Consider the following 25706-nt stretch of genomic DNA (forward strand, 5'->3'; position numbering starts at 1 on the left):
AATCCTTCCTATCTGTAATAAATGTGTGTTAAATATAGACCCTTCGCTGGTGCGGTCATCGCGGATAGATTTCTATCTTTAGTCTCAAGTAATAATTCTAGTTGATTTATAGGCTTTTTACCTTCGCCGATAGCTATGACATTCCCCATAATAATTCTTACCATAAATCTTAAAAAGTGATTGCCGTGAATTTTAAAGATGTAATGTGTTTTTGTTTCACTCGATTTAAATGAATAGATGGTTTTAATGGGAGGTTTTAATTCTTTATTGGGACTAAATCCACTAAAATCGTGTGTACCTTCAATAACTTTTAATAAGTCCTTAACAATGTCATAGTTAAATCGTTCACTATAAACCTCATGATTCGCTTTAAATGCAGAAAGTGGTTTTTTAGAAATCTTGTATGTATAGATTTTAGATTTAGCCATATGTCTTGCATGAAAATCTGGTTTAACTTTAACAATTTTTAAAATTCTTATATCTTCTGGTAATCTTTTGTTTAAAGCCCTAGTCCACTCCGAACTGGTTAAATCTAATTCAGAATCAAAGTGAAATACTTGATGTAATGCATGAACACCTTTATCTGTTCTTGATGCTGCAAATGTATCCGTTGGAATACGTGTCATTAAAAGAAATGCCTTTTCTAATTCACTTTGAATGGTTGGATCTTTTACTTGTTTCTGATAGCCACTATACTTTGTACCATCATAACTTAATATCCCTTTATAACGCAATGCCCATCACCACCAGTGTTATGAGTATGGCTGAGGTTACAAAGAGTGCTAAATAGTCTTTAAATCCAATTTTATAAACATCTAGTTTTGTTCGTTCCTCACCAATAATATAACCTCTAGCCTCCATTGCATTACTTAAGTCTTCTGCTCGGTCAAAACTAATAACAAACACAGGGATTAATAAAGCAATAATTTGACCTATTTTTTGCCCGATAGAACTTTCATTAAAATCAGCTCCACGGGATGTTTGAGCTTTCATGATTTTATCTGTTTCATTTAATAATGTAGGTATACTACGAAGTGTTAATGAAATCATCATTGAAAACATATAGGTTGGTACTTTAATGTATCTTAATGGTTTCATTAATGATTCTAAACCATCATTGAGTTCAATAGTTGAGGTTGTAAATGTTAATAGTGATGCAACCACCATCACTGCAATAATTCTTAAAAATATAAATCCTGCTCTCAGTAATCCAGATGGATAGACTAAGAACTGATAATTAAATCCATCTAAATTCATAGGAATCAATGTGACTGCATATTGAATGTAGAAGATACCTACAACAAAGATAAAGAACCATGTTGTTTTAAATTTAATTCTTTTTTTAACAAAGAAGTATAAAACCAAAAGGAGTATCAAAAGTGGAATACTTATCAATCCTAAGTTCATCGGTAAATCCAGTAATGGATTTTCTCCGAGTGGTTGAATACTAAATAATTGAATAATAAAGGTAAATGTCATTAAAAATACAATAGCTTTTAAACCTTGTAGAACCTTACCTAAAGGAATACCTGATAAAAATACTAAAAGGATAGAGATGATAAATAATGTAATCATCGCAACAATATTATATGTATCTAATGTAATAGGTACTAAAAATATAGAAACGATAAATAAAATCATGGATACTAATTTAATTCTTGGATCTAACTTATGTAAAAATGAGTCTCCTTGAATATATTGACCTATTTTAATGTTCATTTGAAGACCTCCTTTAAGTAAGATAGGAGTTCATCTTGATTTTTAACAAACTTTTTCTTAATACCTAATGTTTCATGTAAATGATTCATCATACGCATATGTGTAGGATAATCTAAATGAAATGTATGGAAATCTTCATGTTGGAATAAGTCATCTTTTTTACCATCAAATACAATTTCACCTTGATTTAATACCACCACACGTTTAGCATACTTAGCAACAATATCCATATCATGTGTAATCATGATAATGGTTTTATGTTCTTGAACATGTATCTCATTAAATAAATCCATGATGTCGTCCTTACCTTGTGGGTCAAGACCTCTGGTTGGTTCATCCAATACTAAAATATTAGGATTCATCGCTAAAATACCTGCAATTGCAACCCTTCTCATTTGACCACCGGATATTCTAAAAGGTGATTCTTCATATAAGGATTCATCAATTCCAACAAGTTTTAATGATTTTTTAGCATACTCTGTTTTATGATCTTTAGTTTCTTTAAAATTAGAAGGACCAAACTCAACATCTTTTAAAATATTTTCTTCAAATAATTGATATTCTGGAAATTGAAAAACTAAACCTACTTTTTGTCTTAAATGGTTTACTTTTATTTTTTTCTTAGAAGGTAGTACAGTGCCTAAAATGTTAATTGTTCCTGATGTAGGTTTCATTAACGCATTTAAATGTTGAACTAAGGTTGACTTACCACTTCCTGTTTGACCAACAATAGCGATAAACTCGCCTTCTTTTTCAATCTCTAGATTGATATTTTTGAGTGCGTGATATTGTTTTTTAAATCCTTGGTAAGCATAGCCTACTTCTTTAAATTGAATGTCCATAATGCATCCACCAACTCCGATTGTTCTTTTAGCTTAGGATCATTTTTGACGTCTAAATAAAGTTTCAGTCCCGGTGGTACTGTTAATTTAGACTGTCTTAAAAGATCTTCTTCTAAAAATACTTCTGAAGGTTTTCCTTCCTTGATTAAAACACCTTCACTTAAAATCAGTGCATAATCACTTTTTAATGCAAATTCTAAATCATGTGTAATGGTAATAATTGTTTGACCTTGTTCTTTATTTAACTTTCTAATCAAATTCGTAACTTCAAAAACACCTTCTGGGTCTAACATCGATGTTGCCTCATCAAAAATAATAATATCTTTATGCATAGCCAGTGCACCAGCAATTGCAACTCTTTGTTTTTGTCCACCGGATAATTGTTGTGGTTCTTTTTTTAAATAATCTTCCATACCCACTAAGCGTGCATATAAATCTACACGTTTAACGATTTCTTCTTGAGGGATTTTCATATTCTCAAGACCAAATGCAATATCATGTCGAACGGTAACACCTACAAATTGATTATCTGGGTTTTGAAAAACAATACCTACTTTTTTACGAACCTCATGAACTGTTTTTTCTGTTAATTCAATATCATCGATAAAGATTTGTCCACTTTGAGCTTTTAAGAGTCCTACTAAAACTTTAGCTAAGGTAGATTTTCCACTACCATTATGTCCTAAGATAGATACCCAAGCACCTTTTTTAATATCAAAAGATAAGTCTTTGATGACTTCTTTTGTTTCTTCATACATGAAATTTAAATTTCTAACTTTTATCAAAATAAAACCACCTATCTATTCTATTTATTATAACATGTAGATGTTATTTTTTTAGTATAACTTTGAGTTATAATAAGTATGTGGAGGTAATTCTTGATGTTATTTGAACTCAGCAAAGAAAATTTTAATACATATGTATTAGATTCTAAAACAAAAGTACTCATTGATTTCTATGCACCTTGGTGTAAGGGTTGTGAATCTTTAGAAGTTATCTTAGAAGATATATCCGATGATTTTTATGGTGATTTAAAGGTTTATAAATTTAATGTTGATTTAGATGATTCTATTCCAGATCAATTCGATATCTTCTCACTACCAACCATCATTTTATTTGAAAATGGAAATTTAAAGGATTCTATAACGGGTCTACAAAGCTATAAAACAATTAAGGAGTGGTTAATTACATGCATGACGTCATCATCATAGGAAGTGGTCCTGCGGGTATATCTGCAGCCCTTCATTTAAGAAAAATTAATATTGAAGCTTTAGTTATTGGGAAGGATTATGGACAACTCACCAAACTAGATATGATTGATAATTGGTATGGTCAATTACCAATTTCTGGAGAAAGACTCATAGAAAAAGGAATTGAACAAGCTATACATTTAGGTATTCCAGTTAAAAAAGAAACAGTTTTAAATGTTGAAACTTTAGATGATCATTTTGTTGTTACAACCAATCAATTTGTATATCAATCTAAAACATTAGTACTTGCGACAGGAAAACCTAGAGTACCTCTCAATATTGAAGGATTTATGAGACTTAAGTCAAGAGGCATTCATTTATGTACAACATGTGATGGTCTTATTTATAAGTCTAAACCTGTATCCATTATTGGAAGTGGTCCATATATGGAGCAAGAACTAAAGGTTTTAGAAAATTTTACAAAAGATATTACAATTTTTACAAACGGTAAAAATTATACCCACCCCACATATAAAGTTATTCAAGAAGAGGTTGTTGAATTCGTTGGTGAAAAACGTTTAGAGTCCATTCAAACAACTAAAAATACTTATCCATTTAGAGGTGTCTTTCTAGCTCTAGATTACCCTCAAGCAACCGAATTATCCTTAAAACTTGGTGTTTTGATGGAGTCTTCAAATATCTTAGTTGATGAAAATCATCAAACCAATATCAAAGGATTATTTGCAGCAGGGGACGTTTTAGGTGGTACACTTCAAATTACTAAAGCTGTCTATGATGGTTTATGTGTCAGTGAAGGCATTAGAAAGTACTTAAACAAAAATTAATGTGTAGATAATAAAAACCATGACAATTTTATAGTCATGGTTTTTTTGATAACTCTAAATGAATCATCTATTCTTATTTCTAATAAAGATAATGTATAAAGAACCCAGGAGTGTACTTCCGGATCCTAAAAGTGCGTAATATCCTAGAAAATAATAAATTAATTGGTATGGATGAATGAAGTTCCAAAATATAATGAAAGAACCTACGCCTATGAGTAATAATATTACAGGTAACAAAAATGCCAATATTGGTTTATTCTTTGAAATCATAGCAGTGCACAGATTTTTTTCATAATAATCCCTTTCTACTATAGATTTTCTAAAATTTCTTCTACTAATTTATGAACATTAGTAAATGGATTCATTTCTTTATACCTTGATATTATCTTTAGGTTTTCTTCTATGTATTTTTTATCAAGATTCTTTGCATTCTCTATAGCATTTTTGACATTAGATTCATCATGGAGTATTTTTGATATCATACCCTTAGATGACTTTATATATCTAGTTATGTTTAGTTGCTCTCTTATTTTTTCCTTTAACTGTCTTTTTGTCATTGGTATAGTGACTTCCAGTAAATGCATTAATAGCCAAACTTCAAAACTTTTATAACTGTATAACAATGTAAAACCGTAATCACTTTTCGACATCTCAATTAAGGTTTTGATCATCAATTCACGTTTTTTAGGATCATCCAAATCGAATACGATTACTTTTTCATGATATTGATACTTGTGATTCACAGGATTTTCTAAAAATTCATTTACTTTATTAAAAATGTTTATAGCACCACCACCAGCTACATCAATAGGTTCAAGCTCAAGATTAATATATTTATTTTTTTTGCTGTCGAGTTTTACTTTGAAGTAATTAAAATAATTAAACTCTGTTGTGCCTTCACAAAAAATAATAACTTTACCTAAAAATTGTTTTTTATGAGAGATTTTTCTTTCCTGAGATAGATTAATCATGAAAATTATCTCCATTGAAAATATCATCTATTATCGGAATGCCACCATATTTGCCTTTAAAGTAATCAACATCATATGAGGCATCTGATCTAACATTTATATCTGCTAATGAATAAATACTAGATTCACCTTTATTGTTTTTATCAACAACAACTATTTCGTCTCGTCTAAATTGATGTCTATTCATTATTGTAGTTTCATGTGTTGTAAAAATTAATTGAGCATTATTTTTATTTACTTTTGATTGAAAAAGATCAACTATAAATTTTGTTAGTAGTGGGTGGAAACTACTTGATAATTCATCTATTATATAAACTCCACCTTTTTCCATCATCATAATTATATTATTAATGAATGAAATAAATCTTTTAGTACCATTAGATTCATCTTCTAAATCAAAAGGTAATTCATAAATTACACTATTATTCTCATCAATAATGCTGTGCACTGATTTTATGATTTTTGTTTTCTCTTTTTCTTTTGTCTTTTTATTATTAATCTCAATTTCATGTACAGTTAAATTTGAAATACCAATGTCAATCTGTTTTACATATTCGGTAACTTTTTTAAGTAAACTATTATCATTTATTAGGTGTTTGTAGTGTGAAAGTGACATTAAACTTAATCCTTTAATAGATGATTCAAAATATATTTCAAAATGAACATTAACTTTATCTCTAAAAAACTCTTTAATATATGACATTAGTTCGCGCTGCTTATCATCAACAGCAAAATAATCAATTGTTGAAATCAATAATCGGTCTTCTCTTACCTTATTGAACATACTATATATCTTTTCATATTTCTTGCCATATTTAATTGTCTCTTCTCTAGTAAATACTTCTTCTCGATCAACTTGTAGCCATTCCTTTATAAATTTAGTCTTGTTTTCTTTGTCTACAATAAAACCATATTGAAAAAGATGGTTAGAGTTATAAAATACGATTTCAAATTCAATATTAGGATTTTTGTCTTTTGTTAGCAAAAATGGCTTAAATGCTGCTATAGTAGTTTGTGATGAATCTTCATTAGTTTTGTCTGGGTTCTCATCGTAAAACTGCGATTCGATTGTATCTATAAATGCAGATAGTGCACAAACTAGATTAGATTTACCACTAGCATTTGCTCCATATATTGCAATTGTTTTCAGCAATTCAAAATCTCCTATTTTAAAAGTATGATCTGGGTGTTCACGAAAATTACTTTTTCTTAAGTCTAAAACTACGTCATCCTTAAATGATAAAAAGTTTTTAGCTCTGAACATTACTATCATATTAATCACCTCATCTATAGTATATCACTAAAATTTAACAATTCAACTAATTTAATTCGTATTTATCGATTTTTTATACGATTATTGTTGTTAAAATACCAATATTTTCGCTATCAATTATATTTTAATTCGTAATTATCGAATAATTTGCAAATCACGCGATTTTTTGGTTCTCCTGATTGGCTCTCACTATATCATGGATTAATCGATCTAAGAAAACTGATTTTCTACTTTTTTAAACCTATGAGTAGATAATAGAGGTGTTAAACCGATTTTACATTGGGTTGATATAGTATTGAATTGGACATTCCATTTAAAAGCGTTAAAAAAGACGAGTTTTTTACTCATCTTTATGATTTTTAAAAATTTATATGTAACAGATGTCATTGGTTGCAAAGATATGACATAGTAACAGACAGTTCTTGAACTAGGAACAGTGTGTGTTTACGTTTAAATCAAAATCTATTCATTAAAACTTTGTATCATCCACACCATTTAAGTATGCCTTAATTGGTGTTAAAATACGTTCAATCGTTCCATCTTTAAATGGATTAGAAATACCAGCTTCTTCAATTAATTTAACAAAACTATATTTACCACCAAGTTTACAAAGATTCAAATACTTCTGCCAAGTTTTTTTAGCATCTAATTGGTTTTCACCCCAGAATTCAAATGCTAAGACTTGAGCTAAAGTATAATCAATATAATAGAATGGATCTTGGAAAATATGACCTTGTTTGAACCACCATAAACCTTTATTCATTGCATCATTTTCATCATACACTTTCCAAGGTTGATATACTTTCTCAAGGCGTTTCCAAGTCTCTTTTCTCATTTCTTTAGTCATCTGAGGGTTTGCATAAACTTCATGTTGAAAATGATCGACTAATACCCCATAAGGTAAGAATTCAATACCACCAGATAAGTGTTGGAATTTATATTTATCCGTGTCTTCTTCAAAAAATAAATCGATATATGGCCAAGCTAAGAATTCCATACTCATAGAGTGGATTTCTGCAGCTTCATAACTAGGCCATCTATAATCCGGTAATAAATCTTTAGACATATACACCTGGAATGCATGTCCAGCTTCATGTGTTAATACATCAACATCACCTGATGTTCCATTGAAGTTGGCAAATATAAATGGAGATTCATACTGAGGAATAAATGTACAATATCCACCACCTTCTTTATTATCTTTAGATTCTAAATCGAGTAGTTCTCTTTCTACCATGAATCTAAAGAATTTAGAAGTTTCTGGACTTAAGGAATCATACATTTGGATTGCTTTTTCAACTTGCCACTTAGAGTCTCCTTTAGGTTTAGGGTTACCTGATAAGAAACTTAATCCCAAATCAAATGATTTCATATCAGAAATACCTAAGCGCTTAGCCTTACGAGCTTCCAAATCTTTAGCAAGAGGAATGATTACATCTTTAACTTGTTCTCTGTATTTTGCAACATCTTGATGATTATAATCGACTCTTTTTAAGCGGTCATATCCTAATTGAATAAAATTCTCATAACCTAACTTTATAGCAATCTCATGACGAACCTTTACAAGTTTGTCATAAATATCATCAAAAGCTGCTTCATTTTGTTGATACCAAGAAGATACCTTAAGTGTTGCCTCTCTTCTTGTTTCACGGTCTTTATCTGTTGCAAAAGGAGTCATACGAGATAAGTTATATACCTCACCTCTAAATTCAATTTGTGCACTGGATTTGAGTTTAGCGTATTCTGTTGTGAGTTTGTTTTCTTCTTGTAATAAAGATATGATTTCATCTTTAAATGTTTTCTTAGATAGTTCTGCTTTTTTAAAGAGTAAGTCTCCAAGTTCTTGTTCTAACTCATTTCTATACTTACTTTCTAATAATGCATTGGTAAATAAGACACTTTCTGATTCAATTAAAGGTAATGAATCATTAACGAATGCCTGTTCTTCATCATAAAATGCATCTTTTGTGTTGATAGAATGTCTAACTAATGCTAATTGAATCATAGAATCTATATGATCAAAATATTGGTTATAATCTTTGATAACCTGTTTTGCGGCCTCAAATGTAGGTGCTTCTTCTAAATGAATTCTAAATGCTGTTAAATCTTTTTTTATTTGTTCGATATCAATTCGAACATATGGATATTCTTTGAAAGTCATATGCTTTCCTCCTTATATTTTTGCTTTATTGGACACGTTTCTAAATGGTCATTATAGACCCCCACTGCTTGTAAGAATGCATAAACCACTGTGGTACCAACAAACTTAAATCCTAACCTTTTTAAATCTTGACTCATTTGATCACTTACTATAGAATGTGTTGGCATATCCTTTAAATCTGTCAACCCTTGATCAACAGATTTTCCATTGGTGTATCCCCAAATAAACTCTGTAAATGATCCTTCTTTACTAAAATGCTTTAGATACATGTTTGAATTATGAATCATTGCTAAAACCTTTAATCTATTTCTAACGATACCTGGATTATTTAATAATCTTTCTATATCTTTCTCATCATATTTAGAAACTTTATATGGATTAAATCCATCATAGGCTTCTAAAAATGATTTTCTTTTATTAAGAATGATTGCCCATGAGAGTCCTGCTTGCTGACAATCCAACATCAATTTAGAAAAGAGTTCTAAATCGGATTTTAAGGGTTTTCCCCATTCATTGTCATGATAATCTTCCATAAGTTTTGAATGATACGCCCAACCACATTTAACTAAAGTAGACATTTGCAAACTCCGGATAATCTATAAATGGATTTCTATTTCCTTGGAATGTATAAATAACTTCATTACGCTTGATTTCAAATGCACTGACTGGGTCTTCTTGATGCCACTTTAAGAGTGTCGTTAAATGACCCATGACTGCACCTTCTAAAGTATATGCACTATCAATGATGTTTTCATCTCTAAGTGATAGGATATCTGGATATCTTGCAATCATATAAAATAATATTCTTGCAACATCACCTTTATATGAATCCCCTGGATAATATGCTTCTGTTCCAACCAGTCCAAAGCTTGAAGCTTCTAAGAAATATCGGTTAGATCTAGAACTATTCACACTTGGGTTAATCGCTCTTAGATTATGTACATCACTACCTTGGTTTTTACTACTCGATGTGACCCTTGGAATACCTAATCTTGAATTTGGCCATACATGTTCTCTTGCCCATGTTGTTCCACCATCCCAATAAGGAACAATACTATGGTTTGAGTAGATGCCATCTAAATATGTTTCTTGACCTATTTTAATTTGATCACTTAACTCTAAAACGAATCTAGCCTCAGCATATGATATGAGTCTTCTGTGCGTTGTTTTTAAAATGGCTTCTAATTTAGATTTAAATGCCTGACCTGTTAATCCATTTAAATCACTATAATAATCTAATAATCCCTCATTGGATAATAGAGGATAAAACGGTGGAACGAGTTTTACTCTATCCTTTTCAAATCGCTCTTTAATCGCGTTTAACTCCGCTTCATCTAGGCTGGGTTGTTCAGATTTAATAACCTCTTTTAAGATGATTTCTGAGGTTTTACTCATGTATTTAACATCATCTATAAATATCGGTAAACCGGGTGTTGTTGAAACTTTTTCGAGTAAGAATTTTGTATAAAATGGAACATCTGTTTCTATTTTGAGTGTAAACTCTTTTGCGGATGTCGTTAGTGTAAATAACTCATCTTGTAAGACTTCATGTGTCTCACTTAAAATTTGAACACGTACATGATGATTTCCTGATGCTCCTAAGAATTTAATCTCACTTACGTTTTCCATTAAAAAGTCAGTTTTTGCATGAGGTGTGTTGGTTGTATTATCATATACTCTTAATTGAATACTTTTTGTATCCTTAATAGCATTGGTTGTAGAAACTGCACCATTAATGATACTCCACTTAAACCCTTCATATCCTAAAATCTTAGGATTTACATTGTTATTATAGCTTGTTTGACTAGGGAATACTTCCTCTTCAAACCCTGTTTCATAGATTGTATTTAAGACATCATAATATACAAATAAATCAATAATAGGATGCACTCTATCATTTTGAAATACAATATAAATGACAATTTTTGTTTCCTCTAATAACGATTCATAAAGGGTAGATAAATCCATAGAATGGATACTAGGGTCCAATTCATATATCAGTGTAGGTCCGATTTCAACTCGGTAGTTTTTAATATCGGGATATACAACCCAACTTAAGATATCTCCTATAATTTCATAATCAGCATCGAGTAATGTGACCCAATGTGCAAATAAGTCTACATCTCTTTCTAAATTCATAAACGCTTCATAAGGATGCATATATGTTGGATCTAAATACCATCCAGCAAAGATATAACCTGGATATAAAGGAATTGCTTCTTCATTAAAGTCATGATCTAAAAAGGATTCGATTGTTTGAACATAAGGTGTATCACCATTTAAAGTTTGAAAAGTAACTTGATATTGAACTGGACTCGGTGTATTAAGTAGTGTACATCCGCTTAATATAAGTACGAGTAATAAAATGATAAACCGCTTAATATATGTCATAAAAACCTCATCTTTCAAATAACTTTATGTCATATTTTACCATAAGTTACCTCATTTTATATTAGATATCCATCCATAAAAAAAGGTTGAGAACGCATCTCAACCTCTTTGATTTTAATCTATTTCTTCATCTTTTTGTTTTTTGTTTTTCTTGACTGCTTTTAATTCTTGTTTTCTAGCTTTTTCTTCAAGTTTCTTCAAACGTTTATCTGCTTTTCTTTGAATTTTTTCTGCTTCACGGTCTGCAATCGCTTGTTTCTTAGCTTGAATTAATAATTCTTCTTCATGCATTTGTCTTCTATGTTCAATTTCTTTATCACTTAAGAATACTTTTTGTCCTAAACGTACTTCATTTGAACTTAAGAAATCAAATGTAATATATTGTCTTTCATTCGCACTACGCTTAACAATCTCATCTTTTTCTTGTGTAATGGTTATTTTTCTAACATCCTTCGTTTGATAAATCACTTTACCCATTAAGACGCTATCAGGTCCATCTACAGCCTTGTAATGCTCTGTATTTCCTACTTGATTAATATACCAAGCATTACCATTAGAAAATATGACAGATTCTCCAGTATCTGCTTTATAAAGAAGTTTCTTTTTGTGATCTTTAGTGACTGGTGATGCAGTTTGAACTGGTTTAAAAGTATTTTTCTTACGCTTAGATAATTTTATAGGTAAAACAACTAATAGTAAAATAAGCACAATTAAAACAAGTCCAACAAATGCATATTCGACCATACCATATGTTGCGAACTCTAAAAGATTAAATCCATTTGTAACTGGCATAAACATATCCCTCCCTAAGTAACATGTTAAATGTTGTTATATACATTATAGCATGTATCTTTAAAAATAACTTTTTTGAATCACTATTTTTATGTAGATATAGGTGTATAAATTTGGATTTTACACCAACTATTTTAAAGGGATTTTAAGGTCTAAAAAAAACGTCAGGGCTTTAGACCCTGACGTGATTCACTTAAATTTCTTCAATAATTCATCAAATTGAAATTCCAACAACAATATATTTTATGATATGTGTTATTTGAACTCTTATCATTTTTCAAACCAAATTAGTATTCTATTGCCATCAGCATAAACAAATTCGATACCATCAATTGTTTCAATACTTATTGCAGTCCCATAATGTGAATAGGCATCTCTAATCATGACTGCATAGTAGTTATTATAATTTCCATAGTACAAAATCTCTGTTATACCATCAATTGAAGGGTTTTCTACAATAGGGTTACCAAAGTCATTAACTAATGACTTTAAGATTGTCAGTCGAGTTTCCTTAATCTTTAATTCTGTTTCATAATCTAATATAGGAAACGTTTCTAAATCGTTAGTGTATATATCCTTAATTGAAATCAGATTCTCTTTAGAAATCAGTTCTTGTTCATATGCATCGGTTAATGTTAAAAATTCCCCTTCAGAACTTTCAATTTGACAGGCACTAAGAAATAAAGTAACCACCAAACATAATATAACTATAATTTTTCCCTTCATCTATTTATATCCTTTCCTTATTTCTATCACAAGCAACTCGAATAAGTTAATAATATCTATTTTTACTAGATTATTAATTTTCTTCAGTATAGCAGTATATTAATTAATTATCAACTGATATTGTATTTGAAACTATGGATAGCGTAGTTTATAGATTAATTTTTGCTACAAATATACTAAAAAAATTAACAATAATCTTCATCGCTGTAACATCAAAGAAAACTCTAATTAACTCAAAATAATGGTTATCAACTTTTCACTAGACGACAGAAAAAAAACCTCCACAAGGGAGGTTTTAATAGGTATTAAACGAATTCAATAATTGCCATCGGTGCGCTATCGCCACGACGAGGCACTGTTTTAATGATTCTTGTATAACCACCATTACGTTCTGTATAGCGAGGAGCTATTTCAGAAAATAATTTTTGTAGTGCATTTTGACCTTCTTTAACTTCTTCAAAACGTACAGTTTCTGCAGCTTGTCTTCTAGCAGCTAATGTACCTTTTTTAGCTAAAGTGATCATTTTATCAGCAAGTCTTTGTAGTGATTTTGCTTTTGATTCTGTAGTCGTAATACGATCATTGATAATTAAGTCTGTAACTAAGTCACGTAATAATGCTGTTCTTTGATCGGTTGTACGACGAAGTCTTGATGGTATTGCCATAATAATTACTCCTTATCTTCGTCTGACTCTAAATCGAATCTTCCATCTTTAGAAGATGAATGTTCGAATTCAAGTCCATGTTCTGCTAATTTCTCTTTTAATTCCTTAAATGATTTTCTACCTAATGAACGTAATCTCATAACTTCCTCTTCAGATAACTTCATTAATTCACCAACAGTAGTGATACCACTACGTTTAAGTGAGTTAAATAGTCTAACAGATAAGTCAAGTTGTTCAATTTTTGTATCAGATTTTTTACTTGCTGGTTCTTCTTCAACTTCTCTAATAAAGTCGTAGTTTCCTGCATCTTCTGATAATGAAACCATTACTTGGAAATAATCTACAAGCATTTTTGATGCTAATGCTAAAGCTTCTTTAGCAAGAATAGATCCGTTTGTTTCGATTTCAATTGTTAATTCATCTAAATCACCACGTGTTTTTTCTACATTGTAAATCACACGTTCAACTGGTGTATAAAGCGCGTCAATAGGAATAACATTTAATTCATATTTTGAATATTGTTTGTTTTGGTCTGCAGGTACATAACCTATACCACGTCTAACAGTTACGATCATGTTTAATTTTGCACCTTCAGCTAAAGTTGCAATCACTTGATCTTTGTTAATAACTTCTAGGCCTTCGACTAAATTAAAGTCTCCTGCTGTAACCGTTGTTGGTCCTTCAGCATAAAGCTCTAATTTTTGTTCGTAATGCGGATCTTGTGAATCTACTGAGAATACGACTTTTTTCAAGTTTAATACAATTCCCATAACATCTTCATAAACGCCACTAATCGTAGAGAATTCATGTTCAACGCCATCAATTTTTACATTGACAATCGCAGCACCCGGTAAGGATGATAATAACACACGACGTAGTGCATTACCTAAAGTAATACCATAACCACGTTCGAGTGGTCTCACTAAGAAACGACCGATTTTTCCTTCTTCGGATATTTCTTCTACTGAAGTTGGCTTTTCAAATTTTAAATCTTTCACAAGTATACCTCCCTAAAGAATTTTATTATTAGTTACGTGGACGTTTTGGAGGACGGCATCCGTTGTGCGGAACTGGCGTCACATCTTTAATCGCTGTAATTTCTAATCCTGCTGCTTGTAAACTTCTAATTGCAGCCTCTCTACCAGGTCCTGGACCTTTTACGTATACTTCTACACGTGCCATTCCATGATCCATAGCAGCTTTAGCTGCAGCTTCAGATGTTAACTGAGCAGCAAATGGTGTAGATTTTCTTGAACCCTTGATGCCTAAAGCACCAGCGCTTGACCAAGAAATCGCATTTCCTGATGGGTCAGTAATGGTAACAATTGTGTTGTTAAAAGTTGTATGAATATGAGCAATACCTGAAGGTATGTTCTTTCTTACTTTTCTTTTAGTTGTTTTTCTTTTTTGAGCTGCCATAATTATTTACCTACCTGCTTCTTTCCTGCAATCGCCTTAGGTTTACCTTTTCTTGTACGTGCATTGTTTCTTGTATTTTGTCCACGTACTGGTAATCCTTTACGATGTCTGATTCCACGATAAGAACCAATTTCCATTAAACGTTTAATGTCTAAAGTTCTTTCTCTACGTAAATCACCTTCTGTAATGAATTTTGATATTTCACTACGAATTAATGCTAATTGATCGTCACTTAAATCTTTTACACGAATATCTTCGGATACGTTAGCGTTTTTTAAAACTTCTTGAGCAGTTTTTTCACCAATACCATAGATATATTGTAATGAGATTACGACTCTTTTTTGAGTTGGAATGTCAACCCCTGCAATTCTTGCCATAGTTTAATCTCCTTAACCTTGTCTTTGATTATGTCTTTTATTTTTTTTGTTGATCACGTAAACGCGACCCTTGCGGCGCACAATGATATCATCTGCACTACGCTTTTTAACTGATGCTCTAACTTTCATTTTATTAGCTCCTTATTTTTTGCGGTATGTAATTCTACCACGTGTTAAGTCATATGGTGATAATTCTACTGTAACTTTATCACCAGGTAAAATGCGTATGTTGTGGATACGGATTTTACCAGATACGTGAGCAATAACAGTATGACCGTTATCTAACTCAACAACAAACTTTGTATTCGGCAGAATTTCTTTAACTCTCGCCTCTACCTCGATTAAATCTTCTCTTGCCATACTTACTCCTTCTCTTTCGTTAATATCTTGTAACCATCTTGGGTTACTAATACTGTATGCTCGAAATGCGCACTATATTTTTTGTCTTGTGTGACTGTTGTCCAATTATCTTTTAATATTCGAATACGTTTGGTACCTAAATTGACCATCGGTTCGATACAAAATGTCATGCCCGGTCTTAAGGTTACATCATGAATTTCTACACCAAAGTTTGGTATAGGTGGTTCTTCATGTAAACTTTGTCCAATACCGTGACCTGTAAATTCTTCAACAATACCATATCCATGAGGTTTAATGGTATCTTCAATTGCTTTAGAAATTTGATTGACTGTATTCCCTGGTTTAACCATATTTAGCCCATTCATTAATGCTTCTTCAGTTACTTTGAGTAACTTTTCTACTTCTAAAGATATCGGTCCAACTGGGAATGTCCAAGCAGAATCTGCATGATACCCCTTATAGTTAACGCCTAAATCAAGTGATAAGATATCACCAGTCTTAAGTACACACTTCTTTGATGGTATACCATGAATCACAACTTCATTCACTGAGGTACAAACTGCACCCGGAAATCCTTGGTAATTTTTAAAAGAAGATGTCGCTCCTTGACTTAAGATGAAGTTTTCTGCAAGATGATCAAGCTCATGTGTGGTAACACCGGGTTTGATGAAGGGAATTAAGTATGCCCTTGTTCTTGCCAAGATGTCACCAGCTATTGTCATGAGTTCAATTTCTCTAGAACTTTTTATTGTAATCATTGTTGCTCCAGAATTTTTAATACATCCATAGTAATTGCTTTTAAATCACGATTACCATCGATATCTACTAACAAGCCTTTTTCTTTATAATAATGAATCAGTGGGAAAGTTTCTTTGTTATAGACATCTAAACGTTTGACTATTGTCTCTTTTAGATCGTCCTTACGTTGAATTAACTTCTCGCCATCATTATCACAAATACCTTCTTGTTTCGGTGGGAAATTATCGATATGATAAATTGCTCCACATACTGGACATGTACGTCTTCCAGTAATACGTTTAATGATGACCTCATCACTTGAAGTGACATTAAGGACAACATCAATTTTTAAATGAGATTTAGAAAGTAGTTCATCTAAATAGTTTGCTTGATAAGGATTTCTAGGATATCCATCCAAGATGAATCCATTTTTAACATCTTCTTGTGATAATCTATCTTTTACCATCTCATTGGTTACATCATCTGGAACAAGGAGACCCTTGTCCGTATAGTTTTTAGCCATTAAGCCAAGGGGTGTTTGTTCCTTCAAATGTTTTCTAAACATATCGCCAGTGGAGATATGTGGAATATTTAATTCTTCTGATAAAATTTTTGCTTGTGAACCTTTTCCTGCTCCAGGAGGTCCGACAAAAATCATTCTAGTTTTCATTAAAACAATCCTTGATAAGTTTCTTGGTTTGCTTGTGCTTCTAATGTTTGAGTTGTATCAGCTGCAACACCTACAACAATTAATAAACCTGTTCCACCGAGTGTAATGTTAGCAGCTTCCTGACCAACAAACCCGAATACCCATGCTGTAATAATTGGTAATGCTGCAAGTACGACTAAGTAGACTGTACCAACAACTGTAACTTTAAATAGAATACGAGCGATATAATTTTTTGTATCATCTCCTGGTCTAACACCTGGAACATACGCATTGGATTTTGATAAGTTATCAGCAATCTTATGTGGATTGGTTACCATAAATGTATAGAAGAATGAGAATACAACAATTAATATTAAGTAGAAGATAAATCCAATAGGTTCTTGGTAACTAAAGATAGATTGAATCCATGATGATGTATTGGCATCAACGATACCTTCTAAGAATCCAACCATAGAAAGTGGAACTGAAAGTAATGTAGATGCGAAGATCACTGGTAATACCCCTGCAGAATTAATCTTTAATGGGATGTTTGAATCATTCTTAGTTGTACCACCTTGACGGTTTGAATAACTAATTGGAATTTTTCTTTTTGCAATGTTCATGTAGACAACACCCAATAAGATCAATACATAAAGTACTAAGATACCGATATAGATTGTTAAATCTTCCCATTTATCTGTTCCTAAATATTTATCACCTAAGGTTGTAATCATTAATGGAATAGATGTTAGAACCCCTACTGCAATCAACATAGATGAACCGTTACCGATTCCTTTAGCTGTAATTTGGTCTGCTAACCAGATGGTAAATGCAGAACCTGCTGTTACAACCATTGCCATGTAGAAATATGTAAAGAATCCACTATCCACACCCACTTGAATTTGAGAACCACGAACACCGGTTCCTAAAATTAAGAGTAATGCTTGCGCAAATGCAAGTACTAAAGCTAAATACTTCGTTGTACGTTGTGTTTTTGCTTTACCCGCATCCCCTTGTTCTTGCCATTCCTTCATTTGAGGAATAACAACTTGTAAAAGTTGTACTGCAATAGATGCAGTAATATATGGTGATATCCCTAAGGATAGCACACTAAAACGTGCCAATGCTTGTCCTGTATAGCTATTTAAGATACCTAAGAATCCAGAACTCCACGTTGTGTTGTTTTGGAATAACTCAATATTAAACAACGGAATTGGTATGTAACTTGCGATTCTAAATACTAAAATCAGAAGTAATGTCATGCCTACGCGGATCATTACTGTTTTGTTTGCTAATACATTTTTTATGCGTTGCCACATTTTAGATCACCTCGATTGTTCCACCAGCTGCTGTAATTGCTTCTATAGCACTGTCTGAAAATTTATTTGCTTTAACAGTAAGTTTCTTTTCTAACGTACCAAAAGCTAAGATTTTGACGCCTGATAAAATTTTTGAGATCATCTTTGTTTGTAATAATAATTCTGGTGTAATGACACTACCATCTTCAAAAAGGTTTAAGTCTCCAGTATTAACAATTGCGTATTCTTTTCTTGTGTAGTTGTTAAATCCACGTTTTGGAATACGTTGGAAGAATGGAATTTGTCCACCTTCAAATCCAGGACGTACGCCGCCACCAGATCTAGCCCATTGACCTTTATTACCTTTACCAGAGGTTTTCCCTGTACCACTACCCGGTCCACGACCAAGACGTTTTTTAGAGTGTCTTGCACCTGGAACTGGTTTTAAGTTACTTAACATAGGTTTATCCTCCTTACTCTTTTTCAACTACAACTAAATGACCAATTGTTTTGATCATTCCGTTGATAGCATCATTTTCGACTTTAATTACTGCTTGTCCAATTTTCTTTAAACCGAGTGCGTGAGCGGTTTTTACTTGGTTTGGACGTCTACCAATTAATGATTTAACTAATGTAATTCTAACCATTTTTTTAAACCAAACTTTCGACTGCAACACCACGAAGTTTTGCAACTTTATCAGGTGTTGTAAGGTTTTCTAATCCATTGAATGTTGCACGCACAACGTTAATCGCAGTTTTAGAACCTAATGATTTGGATAAGATATCGTTAATACCAGCTAAGTCAAAGATAATACGAGCAGCACCACCAGCGATGATACCTGTACCTTCTGATGCAGGTTTCATAACGATTTTACCAGCGCCATACTCACCAATGATATCGTGAGGTATTGTAACTTTTGTTAAAGGTACTGTAATTAAATTTCTCTTTGCTGCTTCTACAGCTTTTTTAATAGCTTCTGGAACTTCAGTTGCTTTACCTGTTCCAAAACCTACTGTGCCTTGTTTGTTACCAACAACAACAAGTGCTGCAAAACGGAAACGGCGTCCACCTTTAACGACTTTTGTAACACGGTTAAGTGCAACAACTTTTTCTTCAAAAACAACTTCTTCTTGTTTCTCTGTAAATTTTTCTGCCATGATAGACTCCTTTCCTAGAATTCTAAGCCAGCAGCTCTTGCTGCTTCAGCTAATGCCTTAACGCGTCCGTGGTATAAATATCCACCTCTGTCGAAGACAACTTTAGTGATGCCTAATTTTAAAGCTTTTTCAGCAACAAGTTTACCTACTGCTGTAGCTGCTTCAATGTTAGCACCTAAATTTAATTCTTTTGAATTTGCACTTGTTAATGTGTTTTGTGCATTGTCGTCAATAATTTGAACATAAATCGCGGTATTGGAACGAAATACGTTTAATCTTGGACGCTCTGGAGTACCAATGACACTTTTTCTAATTCTTAAATGTCTTTTTTGTCTAGATACATTAGATGATTTTTTATTTATCATAGTCTATACTCCTTATTTAGCAGTCTTACCAGCCTTGCGGGCAACATATTCGTCAACATAACGAATACCTTTACCTTTATAAGGTTCTGGTTTTCTGAATTCTCTAATTTCTGCAGCGAATTGTCCTACTGCAGCTTTATCAATACCACTGACTGTAATTTCAGTATTCTTAGGAACATCAAGTGAAAGACCTTTTGGAATTTCTAATTCGATGTTATGTGAAAAACCTAATTGTAATACTAATTTACTACCTTGAAGTTGTGCTCTATACCCAACCCCACGGATTTCTAATTTCTTTTGGAAACCTTCATTCACACCTACAACCATGTTGTATAAAAGTGCGCGTGATGTACCATGAATCTTTCTTGTAAACATATCATTATTTGGTCTTGAAATTTTGATTTCATTTCCTTCTAATTTGATGTCCAATACTTGATTGAAACTCATTTCTAATTGTCCCTTTGGTCCTTTAACAACAACGTGATTATTATCAGCTATGTTAACAGTAACACCGGCAGGAACAACGATGACTTTATTACCTATACGGCTCATTATTATTCCTCCTTAATTACCAGACGTAAGCGAGCACTTCGCCACCAACTTGTTGTTGACGTGCTTCACGATCTGTTAAAATTCCTTTTGATGTAGATATAAGTGCTACCCCTAAGCCATTTAAGACTCTAGGTAACTTTTCTAAGTTTGCATAAACTCGAAGTCCTGGCTTCGATATCCTTTTCAATCCTTTGATTACACGCTCATTATTGTCAGCATATTTTAAAGTTACAGTAATTTTAGGGAATTTATCACTTGAAATTACGAAATCTTTAATATAACCTTCTTTTTTCATCACGGCTAAAATATCAGATTTTAGTCTTGATGCTGGCATGTCAACTTTAGGATGACGCGCTTTATTAGCATTACGGATACGCGTTAGTAAGTCCGCAATTGGATCAGTCATAACCATGTTCTTCCTCCTTACCAGCTAGCTTTCTTAACACCAGGTAATTCACCTTTGTGCGCTAGGTCTCTAAATGTTATACGAGAAATACCAAACTTTCTCATGTAACCTCTTGGTCTACCATCGAGTGAATCTCTGTTTTTAAGTCTTACTGGCGATGCATCTTTAGGTAGGCTAGCTAAACCTTTGTAATCTCCAGCCTTCTTTAAAGCTTCTCTTTTTTCAGCGTAGATTTCTACTAAAGCACGCTGTTTTAAATCTTTTGCGATTTTTGATTTCTTTGCCATAATCTACTCCTCACTTCTTAAACGGGAAACCGAAGTTTGCAAGTAAGCTCTTAGCTTCTTGATCGGTTTTTGCCGTTGTAACGATGATAATATCCATTCCACGAACTTTATTGACTTTATCAATATTAATTTCAGGGAAAATGATTTGTTCTTTAACTCCTAATGTGTAGTTTCCACGACCATCAAATGCATCAGCAGATACCCCACGGAAGTCTCTCACACGTGGTAATGCAACAGAAACTAATTTTTCTAAGAAGTAATACATTCTGTCTCCTCTTAGTGTAACTTTAGCACCAATTGCTTGACCTTCACGTAATTTAAAGTTAGAAATAGATTTCTTAGCTTTTGTAATCACTGGTTTTTGACCAGTTAATAATGTTAATTCTTCAACAGCTTGGTCTAATAACTTAGAATTCGAAACTGCATCACCCACACCCATATTGATGACAATTTTTTCTAATCTAGGTGCTTGCATGACTGAACTATAGTTAAAGTCAGAAACTAGTTTTGGAACAATTGTTGATGTATATAATTCTTTTAATGTTGCGCTCATTATTTGCTAGCTCCTTCCTTTTTAACTTTCTTTTCTTTAGCTACTTTTTCTGTTTTCACAGCTTCTTTAGCTTTTTTAGTGGTTTTTTGTACTTTATCTAATGTTTCACCAGATTTCTTAGCAAAACGTACTTTAACACCATTTTCAACACGGTATCCAACACGTGTAGGAACATTTGCCTTAGGATCTAAGATTGCAACGTTACTTACATGGATTGGAGCTGGTTTTTCAATGATTCCACCTTTGTCATTTGCAGATTTTGGTCTTTCATGTTTTTTAATCATGTTAACGCCTTCTACAATAACAGTTTCTTTTTCACGGTTTACTTTTAAAACGCGACCTGTTTTACGAGTTTTAACACCTTTTTTGTCGATTGTATATTGATCACCACCAGCAATCACTACAACTGTATCTCCAGTTTTAATATTCATATGTGGCTTCCTCCTTACAATACTTCTGGTGCAAGTGAGATGATCTTCATGAAGTTCTTATCTCTTAATTCTCTTGCTACCGGTCCAAAGATACGTGTACCTTTTGGATTTAAATCATCTTTAATAATAACTGCTGCGTTTTCATCAAATTTGATGTATGAACCATCAGCTCTTTTAACGCCTTGTTTTGTTCTTACAATAACGGCTTGAACAACATCACCTTTTTTAACTGCTCCAGTAGGTGTTGCTTTTTTAACAGTAACTGTAACGACATCTCCAATGTTTGCATAACGACGACGAGTACCACCTTGAACTCTAATAACTAGAACTTCACGTGCCCCGGAATTGTCAGCAACTACAAGTCTTGATTCTTGCTGTATCATATTCTTTCGCCCTCTCTTAAACTATTTCTGCTGTCTTAACAACTTCAACTAAAACGAAAGTCTTAGTTTTTGAAAGTGGTCTTGATTCAGCGATTGTTACAGTATCACCCATTTTAGCAACATTCTTTTCATCATGTGCATGGAACTTTTTAGAAACCTTTACACGTTTTCCATAGATTGGGTGTAATTTATGAGTTTCTACTAATACAGTGATGGTTTTATCCATTTTATCAGATACAACTGTTCCAGTATAAAGTTTTTTACTTTTAGCTTTTTCCATTGTTATATCCTCTCTTACTCGCCACGCTCAGTAATGATTGTTTTCATTTGAGCGATAGTTTTTTTCACAGTCTTTAAACGAGCTGTATTCTCTAATTGACCAACAGCATGCTGGAAGCGTAAATTGAATAATTCAGCTTTTAATTCAGCAATTTTATTGTTGATTTCAGACGTTTTTAAGTTTCTAATTTCAGCTGCTTTCACGCTTCTTCACCTCTCTTGACAATTTTTGTTTTAACTGGAAGTTTATGAGATGCTAAACGTAGTGCTTCTCTAGCAATTTCATCACTTACTCCAGCGATTTCAAACATGATTTTACCTTCTTTAACTACTGCAACCCATGAGTCTGGAGCACCTTTACCGGATCCCATACGTACTTCCATAGGTTTCTTAGTTTTAGCTAAATGTGGGAAGATGTTAATCCATACTTTACCTAAACGTTTCATTTCACGAGTCATCGCGATACGAGCCGCTTCGATTTGACGGTTATTCACCCATGCACCTTCTTTAGCCACTAATGCAAAATCACCATTAATAATTTCGTTTCTACCTTTCGCTTTTCCTTCATAGGAAACACGATGAGGACGACGGTATTTTGTTCTTTTTGGCATTAACATAGTTCTTAGTCCTCCTTGTTAGCATTTCTTTGAGGTCTTTGTTGACGTTCTGGTCTGTTACCAGGACGTTTGTTGTTACCTCTTCTTGTATTATCTGCTTCAAAAGGTTTTCTTGTATCAAGAATAGATTGACCAGGTAATACTTCACCATGATAAATCCATACTTTAATACCTAAAATACCATAAGTTGTTAATGCTTCTGCAGTTGCATAGTCCACATCAGCTCTTAGGGTATGAAGAGGAACGCGTCCTTCAGAGTAACCTTCGCTTCTTGCAATTTCAGCTCCACCTAAACGTCCAGATACTAAAGTTCTAATACCTTTAGCGCCTGATTTAAGTGCACGTTGGATTGCCATTTTTTGAGCACGTCTGAATGATGCACGGTTTTCTAATTGTTCAGCAATACTTTGAGCAACTAAAATTGCAACTTTTTCAGGACGTTTAACTTCAACAATATTTAGAACAACTTCTTTTTTAGTTAAGTATTCTAATGTTGAAACTGCTTTATTTTTATCAGCTGCTTCTTTACCTAATGCAATACCAGGTTTAGAAACATATAATTTGATTGTAATTCTTTCTTTGTTCTTTGCCTTCACACGTTCGATTTCTATTTGAGAAACGCCCGCTTTCTTGAAGTTTTTGTTTAGGAATTCTCTAATTAAAGCATCTTCTTTGATTAATGCTGGTACATCTTTTTTATCTGCATACCATTTAGATTCCCAAGTACGGATAATACCTAGTCTTAGTCCATTTGGATTCGTTTTTTGTCCCATGCTTTAATTACTCCCTTTCTGCAACAACAACAGTAATGTGTGATGTGCGCTTGTTGAAGATGTTACCAGTACCTTTAGCACGAGGTAACATTCTCTTCATTGTTACGGACTCATTAGCCCATACTTCTTTAACGTATAGTGTTTCTTCGTTTAACTTTAAATTGTGTGTTGCATTCGCTACTGCTGAGTTTAATACTTTAGCAATAACTGGAGATGCACCACGCGGTGTAAACATAAGAATAGCTCTAGCTTCTTTAACGTTTTTGCCACGAATTAAATCGATAACAAGACGAACTTTTCTAGGAGCGATTCTGACAGTTTTTGCAATTGCTTTAGCTTCCATGATATCTCTCCTTATTTTCTAACTTTCTTATCTTCTTTTTTGTGTCCGTGGAAAGTACGTGTTGGAGCGAACTCTCCTAATTTGTGTCCAACCATGTCTTCTGTAATATATACAGGAACATGCTCGCGACCATTGTAAACCGCAATCGTGAAACCGATAAATTCAGGGAATATAGTCGAACGACGGCTCCAAGTTTGAATTACTTTTCTATCATTTGATTTAGCTTGTTTTAAAACCTTATCTAGAAGTGATTGATCTGCGAAAGGTCCTTTTTTAAGTGAACGTGCCATGATTGCCCTCCTTATCCGTTTCTACGTCTTACGATCATATTTGTAGACGCTTTTTTCTTATCACGTGTCTTAATTCCACGTGCTTTTTTACCCCATGGGGTCATTGGTTGTTTTCTACCAACAGGTTGTTTACCTTCACCACCACCGTGTGGGTGATCGTTCGGGTTCATTACAGATCCACGAACAGTAGGCTTGATACCTAAGTGACGGTTTCTACCAGCCTTACCAATACGCACTAATTCATGAGATTCATTTCCAACCTCACCAACAGTTGCACGGCAAGTACCTAAGATACGACGTACTTCACCAGATTGTAGACGTACTAAGACATATTTGTCTTCACGACCTAAAATTTGTACTGAAGTACCAGCGGATCTTGCTATTTGACCACCACGACCTGGTTGTAATTCCACATTATGAACGACGCTACCTACAGGAATATTCATGATAGGTGCTGCGTTACCTGTTTTAATATCAACAGATGAACCAGAAATGATTTCTGCTCCAACTACTAATCCTTTAGGTGCTAAGATATATCTCTTTTCACCATCTAAATACGTAATTAATGCAATATTTGCTGATCTGTTTGGATCATACTCAATTGATGAAACTTTACCAACTACATTGTCTTTATCGCGTTTAAAGTCAATGACACGATACTTACGTTTCGCACCACCGCCGATATGTCTAACAGTCAATTTACCTTGATTGTTACGTCCACCAGTTTTACTAATTGGCGCAAGTAGTGACTTTTCAGGAGTTGATGTTGTGATTTCATCGAATGTGAGAACGCTCATATTACGACGACCATTGGTCGTTCTTTTATAAATTTTAACTGCCATAAGTTAATTCT

The 25706-nt window shown here is 33.0% G+C and carries 39 protein-coding genes; 2 read left to right on the forward strand and 37 right to left on the reverse strand.

What is annotated here, in order from left to right:
* Window positions 1–8 precede the first annotated feature (8 nt).
* Genes truA through B5X49_RS03780 form a run of 4 tightly spaced genes read right to left on the reverse strand, consistent with a single transcriptional unit; the run spans window position 9 to window position 3346 of the window.
* Window positions 9–734 (reverse strand): tRNA pseudouridine(38-40) synthase TruA, encoded by a 726-nt coding sequence (gene truA / locus B5X49_RS03765; RefSeq protein WP_045749819.1) that lies wholly within the window; start codon window positions 732–734, stop codon window positions 9–11.
* Complete coding sequence (locus B5X49_RS03770; RefSeq protein ID WP_052670133.1) at window positions 724–1719, reverse strand: energy-coupling factor transporter transmembrane component T family protein; 996 nt, start codon at window positions 1717–1719, stop codon at window positions 724–726. Before B5X49_RS03770 ends, truA begins: the two co-directional genes overlap by 11 nt.
* Window positions 1716–2561 carry an energy-coupling factor transporter ATPase gene (locus tag B5X49_RS03775; RefSeq protein WP_045749820.1) on the reverse strand — a complete coding sequence of 282 codons (846 nt, stop codon included), beginning with the start codon at window positions 2559–2561 and terminating at the stop codon, window positions 1716–1718. Before B5X49_RS03775 ends, B5X49_RS03770 begins: the two co-directional genes overlap by 4 nt.
* Window positions 2537–3346: an energy-coupling factor transporter ATPase gene (locus B5X49_RS03780; RefSeq protein ID WP_045749821.1), complete on the reverse strand. Its 810-nt coding sequence runs from the start codon at window positions 3344–3346 to the stop codon at window positions 2537–2539. Before B5X49_RS03780 ends, B5X49_RS03775 begins: the two co-directional genes overlap by 25 nt.
* 96 nt (window positions 3347–3442) lie before the next feature.
* Between B5X49_RS03780 and B5X49_RS03785 the strand changes: the two genes are divergently transcribed.
* Both B5X49_RS03785 and B5X49_RS03790 read left to right on the forward strand, forming a co-directional pair.
* On the forward strand, window positions 3443–3772 hold the full coding sequence (locus tag B5X49_RS03785) for a thioredoxin family protein (RefSeq protein ID WP_045749822.1): 330 nt from the start codon (window positions 3443–3445) through the stop codon (window positions 3770–3772).
* Window positions 3751–4596 (forward strand): NAD(P)/FAD-dependent oxidoreductase, encoded by an 846-nt coding sequence (locus B5X49_RS03790; RefSeq protein ID WP_045749823.1) that lies wholly within the window; start codon window positions 3751–3753, stop codon window positions 4594–4596. Before B5X49_RS03785 ends, B5X49_RS03790 begins: the two co-directional genes overlap by 22 nt.
* A gap of 308 nt (window positions 4597–4904) precedes the next feature.
* On the opposite strand, the gene B5X49_RS03795 is transcribed toward B5X49_RS03790, so the two are convergent.
* From B5X49_RS03795 to rplB, 33 genes are all read right to left on the reverse strand, one after another.
* Window positions 4905–5567, reverse strand: coding sequence for an RloB family protein (locus tag B5X49_RS03795; protein ID WP_045749824.1), 663 nt, complete (start codon window positions 5565–5567; stop codon window positions 4905–4907).
* Window positions 5560–6840: an AAA family ATPase gene (locus tag B5X49_RS03800; RefSeq protein WP_045749825.1), complete on the reverse strand. Its 1281-nt coding sequence runs from the start codon at window positions 6838–6840 to the stop codon at window positions 5560–5562. Before B5X49_RS03800 ends, B5X49_RS03795 begins: the two co-directional genes overlap by 8 nt.
* A 469-nt stretch (window positions 6841–7309) precedes the next feature.
* Window positions 7310–9001 (reverse strand): M3 family oligoendopeptidase, encoded by a 1692-nt coding sequence (locus B5X49_RS03805; protein ID WP_045749826.1) that lies wholly within the window; start codon window positions 8999–9001, stop codon window positions 7310–7312.
* Window positions 8998–9579, reverse strand: coding sequence for a DNA-3-methyladenine glycosylase I (locus tag B5X49_RS03810; RefSeq protein ID WP_045749827.1), 582 nt, complete (start codon window positions 9577–9579; stop codon window positions 8998–9000). The genes B5X49_RS03805 and B5X49_RS03810 overlap by 4 nt, the downstream gene beginning before the upstream one ends.
* Complete coding sequence (locus B5X49_RS03815) at window positions 9563–11392, reverse strand: endonuclease (protein WP_052670134.1); 1830 nt, start codon at window positions 11390–11392, stop codon at window positions 9563–9565. The genes B5X49_RS03810 and B5X49_RS03815 overlap by 17 nt, the downstream gene beginning before the upstream one ends.
* A 114-nt stretch (window positions 11393–11506) precedes the next feature.
* Complete coding sequence (locus tag B5X49_RS03820) at window positions 11507–12184, reverse strand: hypothetical protein (RefSeq protein ID WP_045749828.1); 678 nt, start codon at window positions 12182–12184, stop codon at window positions 11507–11509.
* A gap of 270 nt (window positions 12185–12454) precedes the next feature.
* Window positions 12455–12877, reverse strand: a complete 423-nt coding sequence (locus tag B5X49_RS03825; RefSeq protein WP_143228539.1) for a hypothetical protein — start codon at window positions 12875–12877, stop codon at window positions 12455–12457.
* Window positions 12878–13215: 338 nt separating this feature from the next.
* On the reverse strand, window positions 13216–13575 hold the full coding sequence (gene rplQ, locus B5X49_RS03830; protein ID WP_045749830.1) for a 50S ribosomal protein L17: 360 nt from the start codon (window positions 13573–13575) through the stop codon (window positions 13216–13218).
* A gap of 5 nt (window positions 13576–13580) precedes the next feature.
* Window positions 13581–14573: a DNA-directed RNA polymerase subunit alpha gene (locus B5X49_RS03835; protein ID WP_045749831.1), complete on the reverse strand. Its 993-nt coding sequence runs from the start codon at window positions 14571–14573 to the stop codon at window positions 13581–13583.
* Between the two features lie 28 nt (window positions 14574–14601).
* Window positions 14602–14994 carry a 30S ribosomal protein S11 gene (gene rpsK / locus B5X49_RS03840; protein ID WP_045749832.1) on the reverse strand — a complete coding sequence of 131 codons (393 nt, stop codon included), beginning with the start codon at window positions 14992–14994 and terminating at the stop codon, window positions 14602–14604.
* 2 nt (window positions 14995–14996) lie between these two features.
* A complete protein-coding gene (gene rpsM / locus B5X49_RS03845; protein WP_045749833.1) occupies window positions 14997–15371 on the reverse strand; it encodes a 30S ribosomal protein S13 in 375 nt (124 codons plus the stop codon).
* A gap of 12 nt (window positions 15372–15383) precedes the next feature.
* Window positions 15384–15500: a 50S ribosomal protein L36 gene (rpmJ, locus tag B5X49_RS03850; protein ID WP_035368597.1), complete on the reverse strand. Its 117-nt coding sequence runs from the start codon at window positions 15498–15500 to the stop codon at window positions 15384–15386.
* A gap of 12 nt (window positions 15501–15512) precedes the next feature.
* Window positions 15513–15731 (reverse strand): translation initiation factor IF-1, encoded by a 219-nt coding sequence (infA, locus tag B5X49_RS03855; RefSeq protein WP_045749834.1) that lies wholly within the window; start codon window positions 15729–15731, stop codon window positions 15513–15515.
* 2 nt (window positions 15732–15733) lie between these two features.
* Entirely contained in the window at window positions 15734–16489 is a 756-nt protein-coding gene (gene map / locus B5X49_RS03860) for a type I methionyl aminopeptidase (RefSeq protein WP_045749835.1), read from the reverse strand.
* Window positions 16486–17139 (reverse strand): adenylate kinase, encoded by a 654-nt coding sequence (locus B5X49_RS03865; protein WP_045749836.1) that lies wholly within the window; start codon window positions 17137–17139, stop codon window positions 16486–16488. Before B5X49_RS03865 ends, map begins: the two co-directional genes overlap by 4 nt.
* The gene (secY, locus tag B5X49_RS03870; RefSeq protein WP_045749837.1) at window positions 17139–18437 is read right to left on the reverse strand and encodes a preprotein translocase subunit SecY; all 1299 of its coding nucleotides are present in this window, start codon (window positions 18435–18437) and stop codon (window positions 17139–17141) included. The genes B5X49_RS03865 and secY overlap by 1 nt, the downstream gene beginning before the upstream one ends.
* Before the next feature lies 1 nt (window position 18438).
* A complete protein-coding gene (gene rplO / locus B5X49_RS03875; protein WP_045749838.1) occupies window positions 18439–18876 on the reverse strand; it encodes a 50S ribosomal protein L15 in 438 nt (145 codons plus the stop codon).
* 13 nt (window positions 18877–18889) lie between these two features.
* Entirely contained in the window at window positions 18890–19063 is a 174-nt protein-coding gene (gene rpmD / locus B5X49_RS03880) for a 50S ribosomal protein L30 (RefSeq protein ID WP_045749839.1), read from the reverse strand.
* 4 nt (window positions 19064–19067) lie between these two features.
* Complete coding sequence (rpsE, locus tag B5X49_RS03885; protein WP_079560675.1) at window positions 19068–19574, reverse strand: 30S ribosomal protein S5; 507 nt, start codon at window positions 19572–19574, stop codon at window positions 19068–19070.
* 14 nt (window positions 19575–19588) lie between these two features.
* Window positions 19589–19939 carry a 50S ribosomal protein L18 gene (gene rplR, locus B5X49_RS03890; protein WP_045749841.1) on the reverse strand — a complete coding sequence of 117 codons (351 nt, stop codon included), beginning with the start codon at window positions 19937–19939 and terminating at the stop codon, window positions 19589–19591.
* Window positions 19940–19951: 12 nt separating this feature from the next.
* On the reverse strand, window positions 19952–20491 hold the full coding sequence (gene rplF / locus B5X49_RS03895) for a 50S ribosomal protein L6 (RefSeq protein ID WP_045749842.1): 540 nt from the start codon (window positions 20489–20491) through the stop codon (window positions 19952–19954).
* A 16-nt stretch (window positions 20492–20507) separates the two neighbouring features.
* Complete coding sequence (rpsH, locus tag B5X49_RS03900) at window positions 20508–20903, reverse strand: 30S ribosomal protein S8 (protein WP_045749843.1); 396 nt, start codon at window positions 20901–20903, stop codon at window positions 20508–20510.
* An 11-nt stretch (window positions 20904–20914) separates the two neighbouring features.
* Window positions 20915–21184, reverse strand: a complete 270-nt coding sequence (rpsN, locus tag B5X49_RS03905; RefSeq protein WP_045749844.1) for a 30S ribosomal protein S14 — start codon at window positions 21182–21184, stop codon at window positions 20915–20917.
* Between the two features lie 10 nt (window positions 21185–21194).
* Window positions 21195–21737: a 50S ribosomal protein L5 gene (rplE, locus tag B5X49_RS03910; protein WP_045749845.1), complete on the reverse strand. Its 543-nt coding sequence runs from the start codon at window positions 21735–21737 to the stop codon at window positions 21195–21197.
* Complete coding sequence (rplX, locus tag B5X49_RS03915; protein ID WP_079560677.1) at window positions 21737–22168, reverse strand: 50S ribosomal protein L24; 432 nt, start codon at window positions 22166–22168, stop codon at window positions 21737–21739. The genes rplE and rplX overlap by 1 nt, the downstream gene beginning before the upstream one ends.
* A 14-nt stretch (window positions 22169–22182) precedes the next feature.
* Window positions 22183–22551, reverse strand: a complete 369-nt coding sequence (gene rplN / locus B5X49_RS03920) for a 50S ribosomal protein L14 (RefSeq protein WP_045749846.1) — start codon at window positions 22549–22551, stop codon at window positions 22183–22185.
* A 16-nt stretch (window positions 22552–22567) separates the two neighbouring features.
* Entirely contained in the window at window positions 22568–22831 is a 264-nt protein-coding gene (rpsQ, locus tag B5X49_RS03925; RefSeq protein ID WP_045749847.1) for a 30S ribosomal protein S17, read from the reverse strand.
* A 14-nt stretch (window positions 22832–22845) separates the two neighbouring features.
* Window positions 22846–23034, reverse strand: a complete 189-nt coding sequence (gene rpmC, locus B5X49_RS03930; protein ID WP_045749848.1) for a 50S ribosomal protein L29 — start codon at window positions 23032–23034, stop codon at window positions 22846–22848.
* A complete protein-coding gene (gene rplP / locus B5X49_RS03935) occupies window positions 23031–23447 on the reverse strand; it encodes a 50S ribosomal protein L16 (protein WP_045749849.1) in 417 nt (138 codons plus the stop codon). Before rplP ends, rpmC begins: the two co-directional genes overlap by 4 nt.
* A 5-nt stretch (window positions 23448–23452) precedes the next feature.
* Window positions 23453–24220, reverse strand: a complete 768-nt coding sequence (gene rpsC, locus B5X49_RS03940) for a 30S ribosomal protein S3 (protein WP_045749850.1) — start codon at window positions 24218–24220, stop codon at window positions 23453–23455.
* A 7-nt stretch (window positions 24221–24227) separates the two neighbouring features.
* Entirely contained in the window at window positions 24228–24563 is a 336-nt protein-coding gene (rplV, locus tag B5X49_RS03945) for a 50S ribosomal protein L22 (protein WP_045749851.1), read from the reverse strand.
* Between the two features lie 11 nt (window positions 24564–24574).
* Window positions 24575–24853 carry a 30S ribosomal protein S19 gene (rpsS, locus tag B5X49_RS03950; protein ID WP_045749852.1) on the reverse strand — a complete coding sequence of 93 codons (279 nt, stop codon included), beginning with the start codon at window positions 24851–24853 and terminating at the stop codon, window positions 24575–24577.
* Between the two features lie 11 nt (window positions 24854–24864).
* Window positions 24865–25695, reverse strand: a complete 831-nt coding sequence (gene rplB / locus B5X49_RS03955; protein ID WP_045749853.1) for a 50S ribosomal protein L2 — start codon at window positions 25693–25695, stop codon at window positions 24865–24867.
* Window positions 25696–25706 lie beyond the last annotated feature (11 nt).

It is taken from the genome of Acholeplasma oculi (assembly GCF_900166985.1).
In the GTDB taxonomy this organism is placed as follows: Bacteria; Bacillota_I; Bacilli_A; order Acholeplasmatales; family Acholeplasmataceae; genus Acholeplasma; species Acholeplasma oculi.